Origin of the sequence: Cytobacillus kochii, assembly GCF_020171845.1 — a bacterium.
In the GTDB taxonomy this organism is placed as follows: Bacteria; Bacillota; Bacilli; order Bacillales; family Cytobacillaceae; genus Cytobacillus; species Cytobacillus kochii.
This window is the reverse complement of record NZ_JAIVAM010000004.1, coordinates 497,537-520,308: the sequence shown is the minus strand read 5'-3', so window position 1 is coordinate 520,308 and position 22,772 is coordinate 497,537. Positions and strand designations below refer to the sequence as shown.

The 22,772-nt window shown below is 35.2% G+C and carries 21 protein-coding genes; 12 read left to right on the top strand and 9 right to left on the bottom strand.

What is annotated here, in order from left to right; translation table 11 throughout:
- Window positions 1-143: 143 nt before the first annotated feature.
- Together LCM23_RS09005 and LCM23_RS09000 are read right to left on the bottom strand one after the other, a co-directional pair.
- Window positions 144-1,163: an AI-2E family transporter gene (locus tag LCM23_RS09005; RefSeq protein ID WP_224936639.1), complete on the bottom strand. Its 1,020-nt coding sequence runs from the start codon at window positions 1,161-1,163 to the stop codon at window positions 144-146.
- A gap of 43 nt (window positions 1,164-1,206) precedes the next feature.
- Window positions 1,207-1,521 carry a hypothetical protein gene (locus LCM23_RS09000; RefSeq protein WP_224936638.1) on the bottom strand — a complete coding sequence of 105 codons (315 nt, stop codon included), beginning with the start codon at window positions 1,519-1,521 and terminating at the stop codon, window positions 1,207-1,209.
- A 234-nt stretch (window positions 1,522-1,755) separates the two neighbouring features.
- Between LCM23_RS09000 and LCM23_RS08995 the strand changes: the two genes are divergently transcribed.
- Complete coding sequence (locus tag LCM23_RS08995; protein ID WP_224936637.1) at window positions 1,756-2,883, top strand: metallophosphoesterase; 1,128 nt, start codon at window positions 1,756-1,758, stop codon at window positions 2,881-2,883.
- Between the two features lie 300 nt (window positions 2,884-3,183).
- Here the strand turns inward: LCM23_RS08995 and LCM23_RS08990 are convergent, their stop codons facing one another.
- Both LCM23_RS08990 and LCM23_RS08985 read right to left on the bottom strand, forming a co-directional pair.
- The gene (locus tag LCM23_RS08990) at window positions 3,184-4,632 is read right to left on the bottom strand and encodes a spore germination protein (RefSeq protein WP_224936636.1); all 1,449 of its coding nucleotides are present in this window, start codon (window positions 4,630-4,632) and stop codon (window positions 3,184-3,186) included.
- Between the two features lie 5 nt (window positions 4,633-4,637).
- Window positions 4,638-5,714: an endospore germination permease gene (locus LCM23_RS08985; protein WP_224936635.1), complete on the bottom strand. Its 1,077-nt coding sequence runs from the start codon at window positions 5,712-5,714 to the stop codon at window positions 4,638-4,640.
- Between the two features lie 153 nt (window positions 5,715-5,867).
- On the opposite strand from LCM23_RS08985, the gene LCM23_RS08980 reads away from it, so the two are divergent.
- From LCM23_RS08980 to LCM23_RS08935, 10 genes are all read left to right on the top strand, one after another.
- Window positions 5,868-6,974: an ABC transporter ATP-binding protein gene (locus tag LCM23_RS08980; protein ID WP_224936634.1), complete on the top strand. Its 1,107-nt coding sequence runs from the start codon at window positions 5,868-5,870 to the stop codon at window positions 6,972-6,974.
- Complete coding sequence (locus LCM23_RS08975; RefSeq protein ID WP_095373114.1) at window positions 6,964-7,770, top strand: ABC transporter permease; 807 nt, start codon at window positions 6,964-6,966, stop codon at window positions 7,768-7,770. Before LCM23_RS08980 ends, LCM23_RS08975 begins: the two co-directional genes overlap by 11 nt.
- Window positions 7,767-8,567 (top strand): ABC transporter permease, encoded by an 801-nt coding sequence (locus tag LCM23_RS08970; RefSeq protein ID WP_224936633.1) that lies wholly within the window; start codon window positions 7,767-7,769, stop codon window positions 8,565-8,567. The genes LCM23_RS08975 and LCM23_RS08970 overlap by 4 nt, the downstream gene beginning before the upstream one ends.
- On the top strand, window positions 8,564-9,640 hold the full coding sequence (locus LCM23_RS08965) for an ABC transporter substrate-binding protein (protein WP_224936632.1): 1,077 nt from the start codon (window positions 8,564-8,566) through the stop codon (window positions 9,638-9,640). Before LCM23_RS08970 ends, LCM23_RS08965 begins: the two co-directional genes overlap by 4 nt.
- Before the next feature lie 396 nt (window positions 9,641-10,036).
- Window positions 10,037-10,882 carry a MurR/RpiR family transcriptional regulator gene (locus LCM23_RS08960; RefSeq protein ID WP_224936631.1) on the top strand — a complete coding sequence of 282 codons (846 nt, stop codon included), beginning with the start codon at window positions 10,037-10,039 and terminating at the stop codon, window positions 10,880-10,882.
- A gap of 12 nt (window positions 10,883-10,894) precedes the next feature.
- Window positions 10,895-12,031, top strand: coding sequence for a M20 peptidase aminoacylase family protein (locus tag LCM23_RS08955; RefSeq protein WP_224936630.1), 1,137 nt, complete (start codon window positions 10,895-10,897; stop codon window positions 12,029-12,031).
- Between the two features lie 3 nt (window positions 12,032-12,034).
- Window positions 12,035-12,871, top strand: coding sequence for a GNAT family N-acetyltransferase (locus LCM23_RS08950; RefSeq protein WP_224936629.1), 837 nt, complete (start codon window positions 12,035-12,037; stop codon window positions 12,869-12,871).
- Window positions 12,868-13,974, top strand: coding sequence for an o-succinylbenzoate synthase (menC, locus tag LCM23_RS08945; protein WP_224936628.1), 1,107 nt, complete (start codon window positions 12,868-12,870; stop codon window positions 13,972-13,974). Before LCM23_RS08950 ends, menC begins: the two co-directional genes overlap by 4 nt.
- A 91-nt stretch (window positions 13,975-14,065) precedes the next feature.
- On the top strand, window positions 14,066-15,145 hold the full coding sequence (locus LCM23_RS08940; RefSeq protein WP_224936627.1) for a YkvI family membrane protein: 1,080 nt from the start codon (window positions 14,066-14,068) through the stop codon (window positions 15,143-15,145).
- A gap of 56 nt (window positions 15,146-15,201) precedes the next feature.
- Window positions 15,202-15,981, top strand: a complete 780-nt coding sequence (locus tag LCM23_RS08935) for a divergent polysaccharide deacetylase family protein (protein WP_373370907.1) — start codon at window positions 15,202-15,204, stop codon at window positions 15,979-15,981.
- 180 nt (window positions 15,982-16,161) lie between these two features.
- Here LCM23_RS08935 and LCM23_RS08930 read toward each other — a convergent pair whose 3' ends face one another.
- The gene (locus LCM23_RS08930; protein ID WP_224936626.1) at window positions 16,162-17,019 is read right to left on the bottom strand and encodes an ATP-binding protein; all 858 of its coding nucleotides are present in this window, start codon (window positions 17,017-17,019) and stop codon (window positions 16,162-16,164) included.
- A gap of 559 nt (window positions 17,020-17,578) precedes the next feature.
- Window positions 17,579-19,225 (bottom strand): AAA family ATPase, encoded by a 1,647-nt coding sequence (locus LCM23_RS08925; protein WP_224936655.1) that lies wholly within the window; start codon window positions 19,223-19,225, stop codon window positions 17,579-17,581.
- A gap of 389 nt (window positions 19,226-19,614) precedes the next feature.
- Here LCM23_RS08925 and LCM23_RS08920 point away from each other — a divergent pair, with 389 nt between their 5' ends.
- The gene (locus LCM23_RS08920) at window positions 19,615-19,887 is read left to right on the top strand and encodes a hypothetical protein (protein WP_224936625.1); all 273 of its coding nucleotides are present in this window, start codon (window positions 19,615-19,617) and stop codon (window positions 19,885-19,887) included.
- Between the two features lie 31 nt (window positions 19,888-19,918).
- Here the strand turns inward: LCM23_RS08920 and qoxD are convergent, their stop codons facing one another.
- Genes qoxD through qoxB form a run of 3 tightly spaced genes read right to left on the bottom strand, consistent with a single transcriptional unit; the run spans window position 19,919 to window position 22,754 of the window.
- A complete protein-coding gene (gene qoxD / locus LCM23_RS08915) occupies window positions 19,919-20,209 on the bottom strand; it encodes a cytochrome aa3 quinol oxidase subunit IV (protein ID WP_095373680.1) in 291 nt (96 codons plus the stop codon).
- Between the two features lie 2 nt (window positions 20,210-20,211).
- The gene (gene qoxC, locus LCM23_RS08910; RefSeq protein WP_095373124.1) at window positions 20,212-20,808 is read right to left on the bottom strand and encodes a cytochrome aa3 quinol oxidase subunit III; all 597 of its coding nucleotides are present in this window, start codon (window positions 20,806-20,808) and stop codon (window positions 20,212-20,214) included.
- Window positions 20,808-22,754, bottom strand: coding sequence for a cytochrome aa3 quinol oxidase subunit I (qoxB, locus tag LCM23_RS08905; protein WP_224936624.1), 1,947 nt, complete (start codon window positions 22,752-22,754; stop codon window positions 20,808-20,810). Before qoxB ends, qoxC begins: the two co-directional genes overlap by 1 nt.
- Window positions 22,755-22,772: the final 18 nt, after the last annotated feature.

The window sequence follows — 22,772 nt, the reverse complement described above, 5'->3', positions numbered from 1 at the left end:
GAATAACTATTAAAAGTTTGTCCTTTCTTTGCCATAGAAAAATCCCCTCCAAGTAGCATTCTTTCCTTCATGGTAACATGAAGGTTTTTTTGAATGTCTACTTAAAGGGGACATTAACATTATGCACAGCTTTTATCTTATATTTACACTTTTACCGACTTTTTTCCTGTCGTTTTCACATCTAATACATCTAGTAAGAAGACGAACACTGGTATACCGACAATAAGTCCCCATACGCCAAAGAAATGTTCCCCGAAAATCAATACGATAAAAGTATAGAAGACAGGTAAATTGGTTTTTGATGACATTAGCTTTGGATTAAGTATATATGCTTCGATTGCGTGAATAATCATAATGACGACTAATAAATAAATGACTAGCATGAATCCACCAATCGTATATCCGATTAAGCTTAATGGCACCAATGATATAATCACGCCCGCAACTGGTATTAAGCCTAAAAAGAAAATAAGAATAGATAATCCCATTAAATGGGGAAAATCCATTATCCATAGTGCAAATGTTGTTAATGCACAGTTCACAAGGGCAATAATAAATTGTGCCTCAATTACTTTGCCAAATGTTTGAACAAACTTAGAACCAAAGTAAGCAATCTCATTATAAAATGGTGCAACTTTGCTATATTTGAATTTGTTTGTAAAGGCAATCAATTTCGGCTTCTCTAAAACGAAGAAAATACTTAAAATAAGTGAAATCAAAAATTGTATACCAAATGAACTTATATCAGAGAAGTATTTAAGTAGAACGGTTACCCCTTGTTCTAAATAAGATGATATTTCATTTCGTTCATATAATTCTGTAATATAGTTCATGATAATATTGTCATGTTTTTGGCTAAAGAAACTTTGCATTTGTCCAATCAGTTGCGAGATTTCAAAAATAATAACTGGTAAATATCTGCTGATTCCAACAGTAAATATCGCAATAATGAATAAGTAAAGACCGATTACTGTGAATTTTCGATTTATGTTCACTTTCTTCAAGACAAGATTTACTAAGCGGTCCATTAGAAAGGAAATAATAAACGTAATAAGGATGACATTAATCATACTTCTCATTAAAAATAAAGCGAATACGAGAATTGCAAAAATAATAACTCTTTTAATCCCGCTACTTTGTAACCAATTCTTGAAATTTTCCATTTTCACATTCCCCCTATAAAATCTTCAACAATAAAGCATCTTTTTATATAAGGAGATTAGATAAATAACTGGATTGATACTGGACGGGTAGTTGAAATCGATCCTGTTTTGATTGTTGGTTCTCCTGAATGATGCTATGGGGTTCTTCTAAGCGAACAAAATCATTGATTTTATGTACAATAGGATTATTTTCTTCTGGTATAACCATCTCTGTAGGCCTTTTAAATGTAGCAAAAGTAGCCGTTATTTGAACATCATCATCATAATGTAAAGAACGATGCTCGTTTATATCCTCAGTTAAAAATGGCGTAATGAACATATAGCAAATGAACATCATTGATAAACATATCTTATACAAAACCTACATCCTCTCAGTATTTCCTTATATTTATTATTCTATCCTACTTTTTTTTAATTTCATATATTTTTCTTTAGATAAAAAAATATAATAGCTTGTTCTAACATATGCACAATACGTGTCATAAATGTACTAATTGGAATAAAGTGGTTTAGGACAATTCTACTTTCCATCGAATGATTTTAAGTAAGACATGACAAAATAAGAATTCATCAAATGTGTTGAGGTGAAATGATGAAAAGTCATATGCGAAAGATAACTGTCGTTTTCTTTATACTTCCTATCATTGGATGGCTCTTGGGTTTATCGCTATTTCCTAGCGCTTATGCCACATCAGCAGCTCCAGTAAAATTACGGATTCTACAAACAACAGATATGCATGGTCATATGATGGATGAAAACGATGAAGGCGAATCTGTTAGCGATTTTGGACTCGTTAGAACCGCAACCTTAATTAAAAGTGAACGTAATAAAAACAAAAATGTCCTGTTATTTGATACTGGTGATATCTTAGAAGGAAATGCATTTGCAGATTATATATTTCAAACAAGATTGATGCATTTAGGACAAACTCACCCGGTTATTCATGTCATGAATACACTACGGTATGATGCCATGACACTCGGAAATCATGAATTCAATTATGGTATCGGCTTTTTAACAGAAAGCTTAAGAGATGTGACTTTTCCAATTGTAAGTAGCAATATATACAATGAGGATATGACGAAAAACATCTTTGATGATGTTTCATATATGAACCCATATGTGATTCTTGATCGGACATTGGTCGATGCAAATGGGGATGAACGTGCAATTAAAATTGGAGTGATTGGTTTTTTAACCCCCATTGTCGCCGATTGGAATAGTAATTACTTTAAGCAAAAGTTAAAAATGAGGACAATTACTGAAACGGCCAATCAGTATATTCCCCAAATGAAAGCAAAAGGAGCAGATATCATCATAGCTTTGGCTCATGTGGGTGTGAATGCGGATAAGGGCCTTGCGGAGCAAGAAGGGAATAGTGTCAATGAATTAAAATCAATTGAGAATATTGATGTGATTCTATTTGGACATAGTCATAATATTTTCCCAGAAAAACCGAATGAATGGCTTCAATCTCAGACAACACCATTCATTGTTCAAGCGGGGCATTGGGGAAATCATTTAGGAAGAATAGAACTTGAGTTAACATATGATGGAGAACAATGGATTATTGAAGAAGGAGCTACTTCTGTAATCCCAATTTATAAGCAAGTTAAAGGAAAAAAAGTACCTAATGTCGCCAAAGATAAGCAAGTAGAGGCATTAATGAAGGGTCCCTATAATGAGTTAAAGAGTTTCCGCAAGTGGCACGCGCATTGATTGTAAACGGAAGAATGTAAATAAAAATCAATATATAATAAAGTGAATATATGAAGGATTTCAGTTAAAAGTTGAGGAGTTTAAAACTCCTTTTTTCTTAGTCTCATTTTGTATAAATGATGGCGCTACTGTTACTGCATTAATCGCAAATGTTGCAGTTTTTCCTAATTTTGCTAATTTTAAAAACTGTAATCTTTGATAATCTGGCCCGATTTCTAAAGTATGCGCGGAGCCGAACTTCTCTACTTTGGCAACCACTAAAAATCAGGCAAGTAGTATGTTTGTGAATGAACACCTTCTTTAATCATTGTCACTATTTTTTCGTGTTTTGTCTTTAACACCGTAAGATAGGTTTCTCTTTTTCTGCAGGCTAAAAGGAAGTGTAATGAACATTTTTAGTTCTTCTGACCACTTTCTTTGCCTTGCTATGGTTAAAAAAGGCATACCAAAGGATTTGAGTGTAGATAAGTGGATATATACACAAATTAATGAAAGAATAAAACCAAAAATTCCAAAAGCATAACTAATTAATAGAACAGCCATTCTCAAGAAAAAGACATTACCCGTAAGACTGGCATTGACGAGAGTAAACCCTGCGATGGCTGTAATTCCTACAACAATGAGTAGCGTCGGCGAGGTTATACCGGCTCTGATCGCTGCATCACCAATGATTAAGCCCCCTATAACAGCAACTGTTTGTCCAATTCCTTTAGGCAATCTTGCACCCGCTTCTTTAAATAACTCAAACATAATAAAAATTGTAAACATTTCCAGCAGTGTGGAAAACGGTAAACCCATCTTTGCAACTGTAATAGTGGCAATTAACGGCAAAGGTAATTGCCCAACATTATGGGTAACGAGTGCCGTATAAAATCCAGGTAAAAAAACGGTCAGGAATAAGCTTAGTAATCGTATCATTCGTTCTACTGAGGAGTAATAAAAGCTAATATTACTATCTTCGGCTGTTTTAACAAGGAAGCTTAAGTTGATGGGGGCGATAATCACAGTCGGGGCACCATCAATAATAATCGAAAATCTTCCTTGATTGAGTGATTCAACAACAAAATCAGGCCGACCTGAGAAATTTGTAAGTGGTAGTAGGGAGAATTTATTATCCACAAGTAACTCTTCTAATTCATCACGACTCTGCAAAATATCGACATCAATGTGATTTAGTTTCTCTCGCACATTGTTAATTATTTGTTCATTCATCACATCTTTAATATACAGAAGTGCAACCCTCGTATTTGACCGACGCCCAATTACAAACTCTTCATTAACGAACGAGGGGGTTTTTAACCTTTTACGTACAAGCCCAAGATTAGTGTCAATATTTTCGATAAAACCGTCTTTCGGCCCAGTTACTGATACTTCAATAACAGATTCTTCGGGTTGTCTATTGGGCTCATCTTTCACATCATAATAATAAATACGTTCACGGAAGTTTGATATCACAGCTAATTTACCACAAAATACTTGATTTATTAATTCTTCTTTTGTTAATTTAGCTTTTAAACTGTAATCACTTTGTATGTAGTTATAAAGTTTTTCATTGTCATTATCCTCATCCATTAAAAAAGGAATCACAAGAGAGTGGACTAACTTTATGTTTACAATGGGACGACAATAGATAATAATCAACTCTCCCTTAGGAGTATGCCGAACAGGAACGCTTTTGATCTGTATATCTGCAGAATGATTAAAAACTTCTGCTAACTTTTCTTTTGTAAAAAGGGATTGATCATACAAGCTCTTTAACCTCCTGGGAATAATTGTTTATTCTTAAAGATATATATAGAAACCATAATAAATTGAATAGGTAGAACAATCGTTGATATGGGTAAGAAATAACGAAAAACAAAATTATAAAATAGGTCTTGGTCTAACGGCATAACAACTGCAATGAATAACAAAATAAAGATGATAGAGATAGGTGTTCTGTTTTTCTCCCCTTTTGTAAGAATTTGAGAGGTGAGGTAGATAAAAAATCCAATTCGAATCGTAGCACCTGATAGCCATTGGAAAATTGCAAAAAAGTCTGTATGAGAAATATATCTTCCAATAGATATGATTCGCCACTCTTCAAATGCTGGGTACCTAAATTCGGAAGCGTATTTTGGACCAAATTCCACTATCGCTCCAATTGCCGGCCCAATCATTAATCCGATAATAAGTACACCCAGAATGATTAAATGTTTAATTTTAATCATTCCTTTCATATGGGGTAGGAAAAATAAAACAAAAGCAATCTCAATAATCGGTAAGCTTGTGTAAAACATCCCTTTTAGAATATCTAGTACACCCTCTTGGAATATGGGTAATAACAACTCATAATGTTTTTTCTTCATATTGGCGAAAGAAACAAAAAATCCTAAAAATACGACTACTGGAAGTAACAAGCGGCTAATAATGGCCATTGATTCTACACCGGAAAAACTACAATAGAAGCAGGCAATTAATAGTACACCACCAATGATCATACTGGAGAAATTCTGCATGAAACTTAACTGTGACCAATAGATAATTTCTTTTGTAGAGACAAAGGCAGAAATTATTAAATATAGGAGTAAAGGGAAGAATAAAATATAGAATTTGAATCTCCCTAATTGTTCACTAATAATTCGAATAAATGGTGTTCCTTTAACTGTTTGTCCCACTTTATAAATAAGAGGGGTGAATAGAATCAAAGGAATAATGGCAAGTAACATACTGATCCATGTATCGCGTCTAGAAGTAGACAATACAGCAGGAATAATTTCAACATGAGCAAACAAGCCGATGCCGAGAATCATAATATAGGCAATGCTAATAAAGCTTAGTTTTTGATTCAAAATTACTCACCTGTTTTTTTCCTTATTGTTTCAGCTATTCCAATTATTATGCGCAGATAAAAATATCTATATATATTTATTATTGTGTATTGATTATCAGTTTTTTTTAATCTAGAATTACTAAGGAATATCTTATAGAAGAAGGAGATTGGAATGTCAGACCAAACTATTATTCGTTTTGAAAACGTAACAAAGCAATATGACAATGACCCGGCTGTCTTAAATGATGTTTCATTTGAAATAGAGCGTGGGAAATTCTATACTTTGCTCGGTCCTTCTGGATGCGGAAAAACGACCATACTTCGCTTAATTGCCGGATTTATTTCGCCATCAAAAGGTAATATTTATTTTAATAATAAAAAGGTAAACGAAGTACCTGCAAATAAAAGACAAGTGAATACTGTCTTTCAGGATTATGCACTCTTTCCTCATTTAAATGTCTTTGAAAACGTGGCATTTGGACTTAGAATAAAAAAATTAAAATCTGAAATGATTAACCAAAAAGTGATAGAAGCTTTGAAATTTGTGAACTTAGAAGGATATGAAAAAAGAGAGATAAAAGAGATGTCAGGTGGGCAAAGGCAACGTGTTGCGATTGCACGAGCGATTGTTAATGAACCTGAGCTTATTCTTCTTGATGAACCATTATCTGCATTAGATTTAAAGTTGCGAACAGAAATGCAATATGAATTGCGAGAATTACAAAGAAATTTAGGCATCACTTTTATTTTTGTGACACATGATCAAGAAGAGGCATTAGCAATGTCTGATGAAATTTTTGTTCTGAATAACGGTAAAATAGAACAAAGTGGTACGCCTAATGATATTTATGATGAGCCGATTAACCGTTTTGTTGCCGACTTTATCGGTGAATCTAATATTGTTGAAGGTGTAATGGTTGAAGATTATGTCGTTCAGTTTACAGGCAAAACATTTGATTGTGTCGATGGCGGTTTAAATCAAAATGAAACGGTCGAAATTGTCATTCGCCCAGAAGATTTAGAAATTACTAGCCCTAATGTAGGTAAGTTAAAGGTGAAAGTAGACTCACAATTATTTAGAGGCGTACATTATGAGATAAGTTGTTATGATGAAGATGGCAATGAGTGGCTCGTTCACTCGACAAAAAAAGCAATTGTCGGAAGTGAAATTGGTCTCAACTTTGAGCCAGAAGACATACATGTCATGCGTCTTGGTGAAACAGAAGAGGAATTCGATAAGCGTCTTGAAGCATATGAAGAGGGAAGTTATGAAAGCTAAATCTCGTAATTATTATTTAATTCCTTATGTTTTATGGATTGCTCTTTTTGTCATCACACCAATCGTCCTAGTCGTTTATTATTCTTTTTTTAATATAGAAGGTGAATTTTCGTTAGAGAATTACCAAAAATTCTTTACACCAGTTTATTTAAAAATGACACTTAGCTCCTTTTGGTACGCGTTTTTAATTACATTTTTCACGTTATTAATCGCTTATCCAACTGCTTATTTATTAACAAAAACAAAGCATAAACAACTATGGTTACTCCTTATTATCGTTCCTTCATGGATCAATTTATTATTAAAGGCTTATGCATTTATTGGTATTTTTGGCACATACGGAGCAGCGAATAAATTTCTTGAAGTGATGGGTGTAGGTGGAAAGCAAATTTTGTTTACAGACTTTAGTTTTGTGTTTGTCTCTGTTTATATCTTTTTACCGTTTATGATTTTACCAATATTTAATGCACTAGATGAACTGAACCCATCTTTTATTGATGCTTCAAAAGATTTAGGTGCTTCAAGCTGGCGAACCTTCTCTCGTGTCGTTTTCCCTTTGACTTTAGATGGGGTGAAATCTGGATGTCAAATCGTATTCATCCCTGCCTTATCTTTGTTCATGCTGACAAGGTTAATCGCAGGAAATCGAGTGATTACATTAGGAACAGCTATTGAGCAACATTTTCTCGTGACACAAGATTGGGGAATGGGGGCAACCATTGCTGTTTTCTTAATTATCTTTATGGTTGTCATCATGCTTCTTACTGGTAGAAGAAAGAGAGGCGAAATGAGATGAAGAAATTTAAATGGTCCTCTCTTTATTTAATCATTGTTTTTATGGTTTTATATGCACCGATTTTTTATTTGATTTTTTATTCTTTCAATAGTGGCGGTGATATGTATCACTTTGAAGGGTTTACATTGGATTGGTATAAAGAAATATTTAATGACACTAGGCTACTCATTATAGTATTAAATACAATTATTGTTGCCTTGCTTTCATCAGCAATATCAACAGTTTTAGGGGTAGCTGGCGCTATGGCCATTTATTATGCAAGAAGAAGAAGAACAAAAAATACTTTATTGTCGTTAAATAATGTTTTAATTGTTAGTCCAGATGTCATTATCGGCGCATCTTTTCTCATTTTTTTCACAATGATAGGTATAAAGCTTGGCTTCATTTCCGTCTTGTTGGCACATATTGCCTTTAGTGTACCAATTGTTGTCCTAATGGTATTACCTAAGTTAGAAGAAATGAGTACGAGTATCATATATGCGGCACTGGATTTAGGTGCAAGTCGATTAGATGTGTTAACAAAGGTTGTATTACCTTATATTACCCCTGGTATATTTGCTGGTTTCTTCATGGCACTTACTTATTCTTTGGATGATTTTGCTGTCACCTTTTTTGTGACCGGTAATGGATTCTCAACTCTTTCTGTAGAAATTTATGCGTTGGCGAGACAAGGGGTTTCTCTAAGTATTAACGCCTTATCAGCATTGTTATTTTTATTCACCATGCTTTTAGTTGTTGGTTATTACTTTATAACAAAGAAAACGAGCAAGATAGGTCGAATGGGGGTTAGAAAATGAAAAACCTCATACGTGCTTTGTCACTTGTATTAATTGTTTCTTTTGTCTTGTTGTATATCGTTCACCGCTTAAATACTGCACAAGGATATACAGGCGAGAACACGATTACTGTTTATAACTGGGGAGATTATATAGACCCTGAATTATTAGACCAATTTGAAGATGAAACAGGTATCAAAGTAATATACGAAACCTTTGATTCAAATGAAGCCATGTTAACAAAAATCGAGCAAGGTGGGACTTCATACGATATAGCGGTACCTTCAGAATACATGATTGATAAAATGAAACAGGAAGATTTACTTCTCCCCATTGAACATTCACAACTGCCGAATTTGAAAAATATTGATCCACGTTTTCTTAATTTAGCTTTTGATGAGAACAATGAATATTCTATTCCTTATTTTTGGGGAACAGTAGGTATTCTATATCATCCTGATAAAGTAAGTGATGAAATTGATTTTAAACAATGGGACGATCTTTGGCATCCAAGCTTGAAAAATGATGTATTACTCGTTGATGGAGCGAGAGAGGTCATAGGTTTTGGACTGAATAGTCTCGAGTATTCATTAAACGAAACAGATAAAGCAAGATTACTGGAAGCGAAGAATAAACTGGATACATTAACACCAAATATTAAAGCCATCGTTGGTGATGAAATTAAATTATTAATGCAAAATAATGAAGCGGCCGTTGCTGTTTTATGGTCTGGAACTGCCCAAGATGCGATGTGGGAAAATGAATCACTGGAATATACGGTTCCTGAAGAAGGATCGAATCTTTGGTTTGACAACATGGTCATCCCAAAGACAACAAAAAATAAAGAAGCGGCTCATCAATTTATTAATTTTATGCTAGATCCGAAAGTTGCTGCGCAAAACGCTGAATATGTAGGTTACTCAACACCGAATAAAGCAGCTCTTCCTCATATGGATGAGGAAACAACGAGTGATGAGCGTTTCTATCCGGATGAAGAGCAAACAGCTAAGTTAGAAGTATACGAGAACCTAGGTAAACAAATGCTTGCTTATTATAACGAACTGTTTCTTGAATTTAAAATGCATCGTAAATAAACAATAAAATAAAGAAGAACAGAAAAGATCGTCAGAGCAGCCGCAAAGCGGACAAATTTCAATGGTGGAATTTGTCCGCTTTTTTAATGGAAGAGTACAATGAAATGCTTATAGGCAATAAATGCTGTTCGTACTTTATGATTATTTTGATGATAACAATGGTGGCATTTAAAAAGGGTGAGCAGTTAAATTTATCGGAAGGGTAACGAACGTGGGAGATAGTCATGCTTGGATAAAAAATAAGAACTACTCTAAATAATATATTGCAGCTGAAACTTTTTCTCTATAAAGCATTGAAATAACTGAAAAATTGTGATAATTTACTATAAACAAGAAGTTAACACTTCTAATATATTGCATAAAAAGTACAGACTTCATTTTGAGGTAGGTGTTCAGGTGAATCTGAAAGAAGTTATTACAGGGAGTTATGAAAAACTATCGAAAACACAGCAGAAATTAGCAAGTTATTTACTAGACCATTATCAAGATATAGCCGTATTGTCTGCAAGTGAGTTAGGTAAAAAAGCAGGTGTGAGCGAAACCACTGTGATCCGTTTTTGTTATCGAATAGGATTATCAGGATTTACGCAATTACAAAAAGAAGTACGTGAGCAATTATTTCATGATAAAAGCAGCTTGGATTCTTATATTCAAATGAAGCAACCATTTGTTGGCGAACCACATTTTCTTGAAAAAGTGATGAACATGGATGCAGAGCGAATCACCCAAGCCATTCAGACAATAGATGAAGCAAAATTTGATTTGACTATTGAGCAATTAAAATCAGCCCAAAAGGTTTATATTATTGGTGCAAGAACATCATTTGCTGCTGCAAGCTGGTTAGCATTTACATTAGGGCTTGTGAAGGATGATGTCCATCTTATTCGAACAGAGTCCGATGATTTATTGAAGATTCTCCATTCGATGGATGAAACTTCAGTAGTGGTTTCAATCAGCTTTCATCGTTATGTGAAAAGCACTACTGATTTTACCAAGCAAGCAAAAAGTCGAAATGCCAAAGTCGTTGGCATTACTGACACGCCACTATCTCCATTAAAAAACAATGTCGACATTCTCATTCCACTATTTTCAGGGAGGAAACCTACACTTGATTCTACACCAGTGCTTTTTTCATTCTTGAATGCGTTGATTGCGGCAATGATGACAGAGAATAAAGAGTCATTTAAAGAAGAAAAGGATTACTACGATAAAGTATTCCATGATTATTTTGAATCTAGTTAACAGATTAAAGAGGTGAAAGAATTGCAGGAACTTGAAGCACTAAAGCCAAAATTAACAAACATATTTAATCATCTCCATCAAAACCCGGAAATCAGTTGGCAAGAAACAAAAACGACAACATTTATTGCTGAAGTCTTAAAAAAAGAAGGGATCCTGTTTCAAACCTTGCCTAAAACGACAGGACTTATTGCCGAAATAGGTAGCGGTGAAAAAGCCATTGGCGTTAGAACTGATATAGATGCATTGTGGCAGGAAGTTGATGGAGTAATGCAGGCCAATCATTCGTGTGGGCATGATGCACATATGACCATGGCGATTGGTACATTACTTGTACTGCATCGTTTGAATGCTCAGAAAAAAGGTAGGGTTAAATTTCTATTCCAACCAGCTGAAGAAAAAGGTACCGGGGCATTAAAGTTTATTGAAGAGGGATTAATAGACGATTTGAATTATTTATACGGTGTCCATGTAAGGCCGATTCAGGAGTTGAGAGATGGTCAATGTTCACCAGCAATTATGCACGGAGCTGGACGGTTCGTTACTGGAGAAATCATTGGTGAAGATGCCCATGGAGCGAGACCTCACCTCGGGCAAAGCGCGATTGAAATAGGTGCAGCGATAGTTCAAGAATTGAATCGTGTCAAATTAGATCCTATGGTCCCACATTCAGTTAAAATGACGAAGTTCCAAGCCGGGGGTGACTCAAGTAATATTATACCAGGTAAAGCACATTTCAGTTTAGATTTAAGAGCGCAAACAAATGAAGTGATGCAACAATTAGCAACTAAAGTAGAAGCAATTTTTGCTCACCTTTCTTCTCTTCACGAGGTAGAAATTCATTATAAAACAACGGCTGATATTGCTGCAGCACAAGTAGATACTGATGCAGTGCAATTAATGGGTCAGGCAATTGTTGAAACAATCGGTAAAGAAAAAATGGTTCCACCAATTATCACATCTGGAGGAGAAGATTTTCATTTTTATACTTTGAAAAGACCTGAATTGAAGGCAACGATGCTCGGACTTGGTTGTGGATTAACTCCTGGGTTACATCATCCTGAAATGAATTTTAACCATGAAGCGATATTTACGGGAATTGAAATTCTTGTCAAAACAGTCTTAAATACGTTAGAAAAAGAAGGTGCGTAACCTATGCTCACTGGCTTAGCAATAAAAAAATTGACCACGATAGAAGAGATGGAAACAATCCAAAAGTTAGAGCGAGACGTATGGGGAATGGATCCCATTCCTATCCACCAAACAGCAACAGCAATAAAAAATGGTGGTCTCATGCTAGGCGCATTTGATGAAAATGAATTGATTGGATTTAGCTATGGATTTCCTGGTTATGCAAATGGAGAAGCGTTTCTTTGTTCTCATATGCTCGGTATCCATCAAAGCTATCGTGATAAAGGAATTGGTGCTCTACTAAAAGTTGCACAGAGGGAAGCTGCTGAGGAAATGGGGTACAATCTGATTCGCTGGACATTTGATCCTTTACAAAGCAGGAATGCTTACTTGAATTTATCAAAACTAAATGGTATTTGTAATGATTATCTTGTGAATTGTTATGGTGAAATGGTAGATGGAATTAATAAAGGCTTACCAAGCGATCGTTTCAACATAGAATGGCGAATCAGCAGTTCACATGTCAAACAACAACTTAACTATGATGTGACACCGATCTATCCATTTGAAGTTTTCAATCGAAACGATTTTCCTGCGATAAGCGATATGGAACAAACTTTACAAACCATTGATTATAATGAAATGAGTATTGCTGTTCCCATTCCAGCGGAGTTTATGGAAATTAAAAAACATAATCCTTCACTAGCAAAGGAATGGCGAGAGGTGACAAGAAGGATATTTCAGCAATTATTTCAGCATGGGTACACCGCGTATGATGTCCAAAAAAATAATCATGTAAGTTATATCATCACTATCAAAAGACAAAAATTACAATTAGATGTGAGGAGAAGAAATCAATGAAATTAAAGGAAGTAAAGTTACGCCATCTAAAAATGACAATGAAAGCACCTTTTGCCACTAGCTTTGGATCTTTTCAAGATAAAGAGTTTATCTTATTAGAAGCAACTGATGAATTAGGTAATACTGGTTGGGGAGAATCTGTTGCTTTTGAGGTGCCTTGGTATAATGAAGAAACCTTTAAAACGAATTGGCATATGCTTGAGGATTTTCTCATTCCAGCATTATTAAATAAAGAAATGACTCATCCAGATGAAGTAAATGAAATCTTTTCTTCTATAAGAAAAAACAATATGGCCAAGTCTACAATAGAAGGCGCTGTTTGGGATCTATATGCAAAAAGAAATCAAATCACTTTGGCTAAGGCACTTGGGGGAGAAAAGAAGAAGATTGAAGTAGGTATCAGTATCGGCATACAGAAATCTGTAGAAGATTTACTGCAATTAATTGAGGGCTATGTAAATGAAGGCTATAAAAGAATGAAAGTAAAAATTAAGCCGGGCTGGGACATAGATGTGATGAGACAAGTAAGAGAGAAGTTTCCTGACATTCTCCTAATGGCTGATGCAAACTCTGCTTATCGTTTATCAGACATTCAGCATCTTAAACAATTAGATGAGTTCAATTTAATGATGATTGAGCAACCTTTAGCTTCGGATGATATTGTTGATCATGCTAAACTTCAAGCTGAAATGAAAACGCCGATTTGTCTAGATGAAAGCATCCATTCGTTAGAGGATACACGAAAAGCTGTGGAGTTGGGTAGTTGCAAAATCATTAATATCAAAATTGGACGAGTAGGCGGCTTAACAGAAGCAAAGAAAATCCATGACTATTGTCAAGAACAAGGTATTGCTGTTTGGTGTGGAGGAATGTTAGAGTCAGGCGTTGGAAGAGCTCATAATGTTGCTTTAACTACTTTAGCCAATTTTATTATGCCTGGTGACACTGCAGGTTCCTCAAGATATTGGGAAAAGGATATTATAACACCTGAGGTTGTTGTTGAAGATGGATATATTACCGTACCTGAAAACGCCGGAATAGGTTACGCCCCAGATTTAGCGGTCATTGAAAAATATACAATAATGGAAAAAACGTATCAATAATGTCTAATAAGAAAGCCAGCTGTGTGTATATAGGCAGCTGCTTTCATTATTAATGAAATATCAGAAAATTCAAATATAAGGATGAGGTTTTATGAGAAAAATCATTCAAATAGCAGGTGCTTATATTGGTACAATCATTGGAGCTGGTTTTGCATCTGGACAAGAGGTATTGCAATTCTTCACTAATTTTGGCTGGTTAGGTTTTATTGGTACAATAGTCGCTACGTTTTTATTCATTATTCTCGGTATGAATATTACGCAAATAGGTAGTAGGCTACAAACAGAATCACACAAAGATGTTGTTCACTATATTTGTGGAAAATATATAGGGAGAGTAGTGGATTTTATTATTACTTTCTTTTTATTCGGTGTGGCAACCATTATGTTTGCAGGTGCAGGTTCAACATTAGAACAACAATTTGGTATTGCGAGTCAAATAGGAAGTTTAATCATGGTGCTGTTAACCGTGTTGACTTGTTTTGTAAACGTGAATCGAGTCATGACTATAATCGGTAGTATCACTCCTTTTCTTCTCATGCTTGTTATGATTATTTCAGCGTATGCTCTATTTACAGCTGATGCAAACTTCTCACAATTGAGTCACGTAGCTCAAGAAGGTAGTCCAGCAGCACCACATTGGTTACTAGGTGCAGTACTTTATGTTTCCTATAACATTACATGTGGAGTGGCAATGCTAGCTGTTATGGGTGGCACTACTAAAAACGCGAAACAAGCAGGTTGGGGCGGAGTTCTTGGTGGTTTGGGTCTCGGTCTTATGCTAATACTCATTAATGTCGGAATGTTCACAAGAATAGGGGATGTGGCAACACTAGATATTCCGATGCTCTTTCTAGCAAATGAAATCTCTCCAATCGTTGGTGTGTTGATGACAATTATTCTTTTAGGAATGATTTATAACACTGCCGTTGGAATGATCTATAGCTTTACTTCAAGGATAGTGAAAAGAGAAAGCAAACATTTTAAATGGGCAGTTCTTGCCATTAGTTTAACATCTTTTGTTTCTAGTTTCTTTGGATTTACTAACTTAGTTGGTATCCTGTATCCGATTACTGGCTATTTAGGTTTAGTTCTTATTGCTGCTGTAATCATCGCGTGGGTTCGAAATAGAAAAACGTCCTACACGCAAGTAGAAAAAAAATCAGCTTTATAAAAACGAATGCAATTTTCTTCGAAGTTATGGGAAATTTAACTTTGAGGAGTGATGAGATGAAACGATTATTGTTCATAAGTTTGCTAGTTCATATCATGTTATTTCCATTGATGAGTAAAGACAGTTTCGCACAAGTTGATGAAGGGGGGAAGCCATCTTTATCAATTGTGATTGATGATTTAGGTAACCATATGAATGGAACAGAAGATATTCTTAATTTACAGGCAAAGTTAACTGTTGCGATTATGCCGTTTATGCCTTCAACAACTGCAGATGCCAATGCAGCCATTGAAAAAGGTCATGAAGTAATCGTTCATATGCCGATGGAGCCCAAAGTAGGGAAAAAAAGTTGGTTAGGTCCAGGAGCGATTACTGCTGATCTGAGTGATGAAGAAATTCGCAAAAGGGTAGAGGAGGCAATTGAGAATGTACCACATGCTGTTGGGATGAATCATCATATGGGGTCGAAAATCACTGAAGATAAAAGAATTATGCAAATTGTGCTAGAGGTTTGTGCTGAAAGGGGCTTATATTATCTTGATAGTAAAACCACTGGCAAGAGTGTCATACCAGAAATAGCAGAAGAGCTACACTTACCTTATCTAGAGAACAATCTTTTTTTTGATGACACTTATTCCGTCAGTCATATTGAAAAACAAACTCAGAGACTGGAGAATAGACTTAAAACTGAAAACCGCCTAATTGCGATAGGCCATGTTGGTGTTTCGGGACCAATGATGGTTACCGTATTAAATCGCCATATTGAGCATTTGAAAGAAAATGCTCATATCATTCCTTTATCTGAACAGATTGAGGGAAGTGAATGGCTTCGTTAATAGAATGGTTCCGAGAAGTTAAGAACTAACTTATGAGAAGATATATTAGAAGTGATAATGGCTTCATCTTAAATTATCACTTCTAATATATAAGGAAATAAGGACTTTATTCTCTTGTTATTTCCTAGGCAAGCGCAAGAAGTGACATATTCCTTCTTAATTGAGGGAAATGCGACATCGTTAGACAGAATCTGATGTAGAAAAATACAAATGAATGGCTGTTCCTTCGTCCTCATTACTTTCTATTTCATATTTCCCATTCATTTTTTTTATAATATCAAAGGCAATCATTAAACCAAGGCCAGTTCCTCTCGTTTTTGTTGAAAAATACGGTTGTCCGATTCGTGATAACTCGTCTTTTGACATTCCTTTCCCATTATCTCGAACCGTAATTTTTACTTTGTTTTTTAAGGAAAAAACCTCAATCTCTACCGTGCCATTTTCATTAATGGCTTCAATAGCATTTTTAATAAAATTAATTAGCAGTTGTTTTAACTCATTAGCATTTCCATCTATATAAATGGGGTAGTGGGTTATTTTACACTGCAATTGAATATTCGACAGATGGGCATATGATTTCATAAATTCAGTTACTTCTTGAATGATCGGAATAAGGTCAAATGTTATGACGGTGTTATTAGCAGGTTTTGATAAAGTGAGAAAATCATTAATCATTTGATTGGTTCGTTCTAGTTCTTTTAAAGAGACTTCGATGTACTGTATTTGTGTTTTAGTAAGATTTTGCTCAGCGTGCATTAATTGCATAAATCCTTTTACAGTGGTCATTGGGTTTCTTATTTCATGAGCGATGGATGCAGCTAATTGACTAATCGCATTGAGTTTATCTGCCGCTTGAATCGTCTCTCTCATTAATAAATGAGATTGGTGCATTTCAATCATATAAATAATCAATATTAATGTTAAAGCGTAAACGAAGACAAGAAATAATGCTTGAATAAAAAATTGTGTTTCCTGATTCTTAAAAAATATAATCATTCTAGTACTGGCGATAGGAATATAAAATAATAATCCTATCAATATTTTCTTTCTTAAAGAACTTTTTTGGTAAAATTTTGTTAGTAAATGAAATATGAAAGCGAGGACGAGATAATTGACTATGAGAAATACATCGCTAGTATCGCTTTCAAACAAACGGTAAATAAGAGCGAAAAATAATAAGCATAATCCGGTATATTTATGAACATAGAAAAAACAAATAAATATGGGTATGTACATTAAATCAAAAACAGTATGGTTAGAAAGATGCACTGGAAAAAGAATAGTTAAGATTAATGAAAGTAAAATAGCAACAAAAAAAATGCCAACTTTCTTTTTATGATGATATTTAGAAGGGACAATTATTTTTGTCATTGGTATAATCATTAAAATCAAAAAATGCAGTATAATATTTGTGATGAATTCATACAAAAGCATCATTCCTAACATGGTTATATATTCATATATATACATTATACATTTAGTTGGAGATTCCTGCTTCATTTTGTCGAATAATAGAATCGTATAGGAGAGGGAAGAGGTGAAAAATGAACACTTTCAACAGGCGGTTGAAAGTGTTCATTTATATGTGTTGGCATTTTCATTTGTTTCGTACTAATTGTTCAATTTCATCTCCATCTAATGTTTCATAAGACATGAGGGCGTGAACAATGTTTGCATGCGCCTTACTATGTTCGAGTAGTAAGGACTCTGCTCGTTTTAATGCTTGAAAATAAAGTGATTGTAATAATTCGTCTTTACGCTTTGATTCAAAAGAAAGGGTGAATCCATCTTCTAAGAGACCGTTTTCAACCATCTGTTCTAATAATTGCTTTGCTTGTTGGACATCTCCGCTTACACCGATACTATGCTCACCTAATAGTTGTCTTTCTGCTACTCCTCCACCTAAAATCATTGCCACTTGATCAAGCAATTCGCTAAAAGTAGATAAATGGAGTTCTTTTTGAATAGGTGCAACATAACCCAATGCTTGGCCACGAGGAATAATGGTCGCTTTTCTAACTGAACCCGGTTTTGTCACAGCTGCAATAAGAGCATGGCCCGCTTCATGGATGGCTACTCTTCGCTTAATATTTGTATCTTGTAAAGGTAGGCTGCTATTTCCTAGTATGGTTCGATCCAATGCAAAATTGAGATCATCTTTTGTTATTTCTTTATGATTATTGAGTATTGCTTTTCTACTTGCTGTTTCAAACAGAGAATGGAGATCAGCTCCAGAAAATCCGGATGTTGATTCAGCTAAAACTGTAAGTGAAGCTGAGACATCACTGGCAAGTTGTCGATTTTTTGCATGAATATCAATGATTTCTTTTCTTCCTTTCAAATCAGGTAACTGAATATGAAAGCTGAAATCAATTCTGCCTGGTCGAAGAAATGCATCATCTAGCATATCTTTTCTGTTTGTTGCAGCAATAAATAAAATACCATCATTGGATAGCCCGCCATCTAATTGAACGAGTAATTCCGTTAATGTTTTTTCACTTTCTTCCCCGCCATGAGGCTTTCTTTTGCCTGCTAAAGCATCTACCTCGTCTATAAAAATAACAGAAGGTTGATTCTTGCGGGCATTTTGAAAGAGTGAACGCACTCTTGCAGCACCAATACCAACAAACATTTCATTAAAGGCAGAACCACTTGAAGAGTAAAATTGCGCATTTAATTCCTTAGCTATTGCTTGTGCAAGCAATGTTTTACCAGTCCCAGGAGGGCCATAAAGAAGAATCCCTTTAGGAGGTTTAATCCCTAATTCTACTGCTTTAGCTGGCGACTTCAAGGATGATATGGTTTGTAATAATTCATCCTTCATTTCGGGTTGCAAGCCTCCAACATCATTTAATGTTGTCGAGGGGAGCGGTTTCGCTTTAGATACAGATTGTTTTAATTGATTGGTTGCACCCATTTTTCCTGATTTAAACAAATAAATAACTGTTGCAATGAATAATGATAAGAAAGCAATAATGATCCATATACTATATGAGTTAGTCGCAGAATATTTATATTCTATTGGATAAGTAGCGACAAGGTTTTCAACTTTATCACTATTAGGTGTGATATGAGAAATAAATTTTTTCTCGTCTATTACCACTTCTAATTTTCCGTTTTTATATTCCTTCATTTCAATGTCAGCTTGGGAATAATTTTGTATATTGGCTTCTAATTGAGAGAAGGGGATTGTATGAGTGGTTGGTTTATTCATCAAATAATAGGTGATAAAAATAGCTAACATACATAACAGTGATATAAGAATGAGAGTTGCACGTTTTATTTTATGTGACAAATTTATAACCCCCAAAAAAATTAATATCAAACATGTTTTGGTAATGTAAATATATGTCCATTATAAAGGGAGAGAAAAGCTATTTTTAGTATAAAACGTTGTTAACATAGGAATATAATGCATAATTTGTGAAGAAAATAAGTAGTAAAACCGTTATTTTTGTCAAAAATAAGGCTAAAAGTAAAATCAAACTATAATTATTTGCATAATATAATAAAAAAATAACTAATTAATCGAAAAGTCAACCCAAAAACAGAGGTGTTTTTGTCAAATTTGCGAAAAAATATTGACATAATTGTGAACAGGGTGGATAATGGATGAAAAGGAGGATGATGGAAATGAATACATCAAAAGCTATGTTAAATGCAGTTAAGTATTATGGAGGTACATTATTGATTGCCGGAATCATCATCTTTTCGATCGGATTCTTTGGAAACGTTTCCAGTACGTTAACTGGTATTGGTATTGGTACGGTAATGGGAGCCATTTTTGTCTTTTTAATGGGCGTCTTTTTTGTAGCTACAGAGGAAGTATTAGAAAAGACAGGTAGAAGAAAATCTAAACTAGATACATTAGCAAAAGTAACAGCAACATCTATTAAAACAAAGTAGGAGCGCGCGAAAGAGGACGCTCCTTTTTTATTTATTGAATTTGGTAAGTCCAAACCATTGTTAGTAGGGAACCAAGAATGGTGAAGATTGCAATTAATACACCATAGTAAATTGTAATATAGATGGCGTTTTTATCTTCTGATTCACCAGCATGCATGAATAGTACTAATTGTAGCCCTGCTTGAATAAAAGCAGTTACAAGTAAGATTGTCATTCCAACTGCAAATGACATATCAAAGAAGTAAACCATTAGGGCAACAGCTGTCAGCACGAGTGAAAAGATAAATCCCATCACTTGTTTCATCGGGAATAATTCTTTCATCATTACATCATTCCTTTCAGATAGACGAAGCTGAAGATGAAGATCCAAACAACGTCTAGGAAGTGCCAGTAAAGAGAGAAGATAAATGACTTATTCGTTGTTCTTGGTGTTAAGCCATATTTCTTTACTTGAATTAGGATACATGTTCCCCAGAATAACCCGAAAGTTACGTGCGCGCCGTGTGTTCCTAAAGTTGTTAATAGGATTGCACTAAATGCACTTGTTTGTAGTCCTGCGCCAACATGAACATAATGAACGAATTCATAAATCTCAACACCGAGGAAAATAGCCCCAAGTACGATTGTTGCAATAAAGAATCCCATCATTGCTTTTTGGCGGCCAAGTCTCATCGCGTGAACCATGAGGCCAATTGTGAAACTACTTGTTAGTAGAACGAGCGTTTCAATTAATACAGGTGTGATTTCAAAAATTTCGGCACCCGATGGGCCATCACCTGTACCACCTGACAAAATAAAGTAAGATGCAAATAATGTAGCAAATAACATAACTTCCGCACCGAGGAAAATCCAGAAGCCAAGAATCTTTAAGCGATTTTCATCAGTACTGTACTCAAGAGGGAGAGAGTGATCAATCTTCATTATCTTTTACCTCCCAATTCTTTTTCTGTTTCTTCTATTTCTTCAATAGAAATATATCTTCCATGATCATTTTCAAATGATTGATAAGCCATACAAGCGAAAATACCTAGTGTACAAATAATTAACGGAATCCACATTGCAAAGACGAACGAGAATCCCCACATGAAGAAGATAATTCCCATAATGAATGGAATACCACTGTTGTTCGGCATGTGAATCTTTTCAATTTTATCTGGGAATAACGGTGTGCCTTTTTTCTTTGAATCCCAGAATGTTTCATAGGAATCGATCTTAGGCATAGTTGCAAAATTATACTCAGGAACTGGTGTATGTGTAGCCCACTCAAGTGTACGTGCATCCCAAGGATCTGATCCAATGTCTCGTGGTGCATAACGGAAACTATAGTAAATGTTATAAACGATTAACGCAAATCCTGCTGCTAACATAAGGGCGCCAACCATAGAAATCATATTCCAAATACCAAATCCACTTGCTTCAGAATAAGTGTACATACGTCTTGCTTGACCATCTAAACCAGAGATGAACATTGGCATAAAGGCAACTAATGTACCAATAGCAATAATCCAAGCGCCGATTTTACCAAGACGATCATTTAACATGAAGCCGAACATTTTTGGCCAGTAGTAGTAAAGGGCAGCTAGCATTGCGAACACAACCCCAGGAATGATTACCATATGGAAGTGAGCAACTAAGAACATTGTATTATGGTATTGATAGTCAGCTGCTGACATACCTAGCATAACCCCTGTTACACCACCAAGTGTGAAAAGTGGGATAAACAACATTGAGTAAAGCATTGGCGTTGTCATAGTGATTTTACCTTTATACAGTGTTAACAACCAGTTGAATATTTTTACACCGGTAGGTACTGCTATTGCCATCGTTGTAATAGAGAAAATACTGTTAACGAAAGCGCCTTGACCCATTGTAAAGAAGTGGTGAACCCATACAACGAATGATAATAGTGAAATGATTACCATTGAAGCAACCATTGATTTATAACCATATAGGTTACGTCTAGCGAAAGTAGAGATTACTTCACTGTAAATACCGAATGCAGGCAAGATCAAGATATATACTTCAGGGTGTCCCCAAACCCAGAAAAGGTTGGCCCATAACATATCCATACCGCCATTTGTTGATGCGAAGAAATGTGTACCGAATAAACGATCTAATGTACCCATTGCAAGCGCAACTGTTAATACAGGGAAAGCAAATACGATAATAACGTTCGTAATTAATGCTGACCAAGTAAACATTGGCATTTTCATTAATGTCATGCCTGGAGCACGCATTTTCAAGATTGTCGTCATAAAGTTGATACCTGTTGCTAATGTACCAAGACCGGCAATCTGTATCGCAATCATATAATAGTTGGTACCGACAGAGGTACTAAATTCATTATCTGCTAACGGGAAGTAAGATGTCCAACCCGCATCTGGTGAACCTCCGATAACGAATGAGATATTGAATAACATCGCACCGGCAAAGAATAACCAGAAGCTAAGTGCATTAAGACGTGGGAACGCAACATCGCGAGCCCCAATTTGCAGTGGAACAACAAAGTTCATAAAACCGATAATAAATGGCATAGCCATGAAGAGAATCATAACAACACCATGTGTAGTGAATATCTCGTTATAATGCTGTGCATCAAGCAATTTGTTCTCAGGTGCTGATAATTGCGCACGCATCATAATTGCGTCAGCGCCTCCACGGAATAGCATGAGGATCGCTGCAATAATATACATAATACCTAATCGTTTATGGTCAACAGTTGTTAACCATTCACGCCATAAATAACCCCATTTTTTAAAATATGTTATCCCAACTACAATGGCAATAGAAACAATTGCAATTGCTACCATTGAAGCATAAATAGCTGGACTTGGATGTGGTATGGCAAAACGTTCAAAGAACTCCATCCTGTATACTCCTTTCAG

Bases quoted from the DNA above. Each gene is read 5' to 3' on its own strand.
- LCM23_RS08920 (WP_224936625.1), top strand. From the start codon at position 19,615: ATGAATACATCAAAAGCTATGTTAAATGCAGTTAAGTATTATGGAGGT.
- LCM23_RS09005 (WP_224936639.1), bottom strand. From the start codon at position 1,163: ATGGAAAATTTCAAGAATTGGTTACAAAGTAGCGGGATTAAAAGAGTT.
- LCM23_RS08950 (WP_224936629.1), top strand. From the start codon at position 12,035: ATGCTCACTGGCTTAGCAATAAAAAAATTGACCACGATAGAAGAGATG.
- menC (WP_224936628.1), top strand. From the start codon at position 12,868: ATGAAATTAAAGGAAGTAAAGTTACGCCATCTAAAAATGACAATGAAA.
- LCM23_RS08980 (WP_224936634.1), top strand. From the start codon at position 5,868: ATGTCAGACCAAACTATTATTCGTTTTGAAAACGTAACAAAGCAATAT.
- qoxD (WP_095373680.1), bottom strand. From the start codon at position 20,209: ATGAAAGAATTATTCCCGATGAAACAAGTGATGGGATTTATCTTTTCA.
- qoxB (WP_224936624.1), bottom strand. From the start codon at position 22,754: ATGGAGTTCTTTGAACGTTTTGCCATACCACATCCAAGTCCAGCTATT.
- LCM23_RS08935 (WP_373370907.1), top strand. From the start codon at position 15,202: ATGAAACGATTATTGTTCATAAGTTTGCTAGTTCATATCATGTTATTT.
- LCM23_RS08965 (WP_224936632.1), top strand. From the start codon at position 8,564: ATGAAAAACCTCATACGTGCTTTGTCACTTGTATTAATTGTTTCTTTT.
- LCM23_RS08975 (WP_095373114.1), top strand. From the start codon at position 6,964: ATGAAAGCTAAATCTCGTAATTATTATTTAATTCCTTATGTTTTATGG.
- LCM23_RS08995 (WP_224936637.1), top strand. From the start codon at position 1,756: ATGAAAAGTCATATGCGAAAGATAACTGTCGTTTTCTTTATACTTCCT.
- LCM23_RS08940 (WP_224936627.1), top strand. From the start codon at position 14,066: ATGAGAAAAATCATTCAAATAGCAGGTGCTTATATTGGTACAATCATT.
- qoxC (WP_095373124.1), bottom strand. From the start codon at position 20,808: ATGAAGATTGATCACTCTCTCCCTCTTGAGTACAGTACTGATGAAAAT.
- LCM23_RS08970 (WP_224936633.1), top strand. From the start codon at position 7,767: ATGAAGAAATTTAAATGGTCCTCTCTTTATTTAATCATTGTTTTTATG.
- LCM23_RS08925 (WP_224936655.1), bottom strand. From the start codon at position 19,225: ATGTTAGCTATTTTTATCACCTATTATTTGATGAATAAACCAACCACT.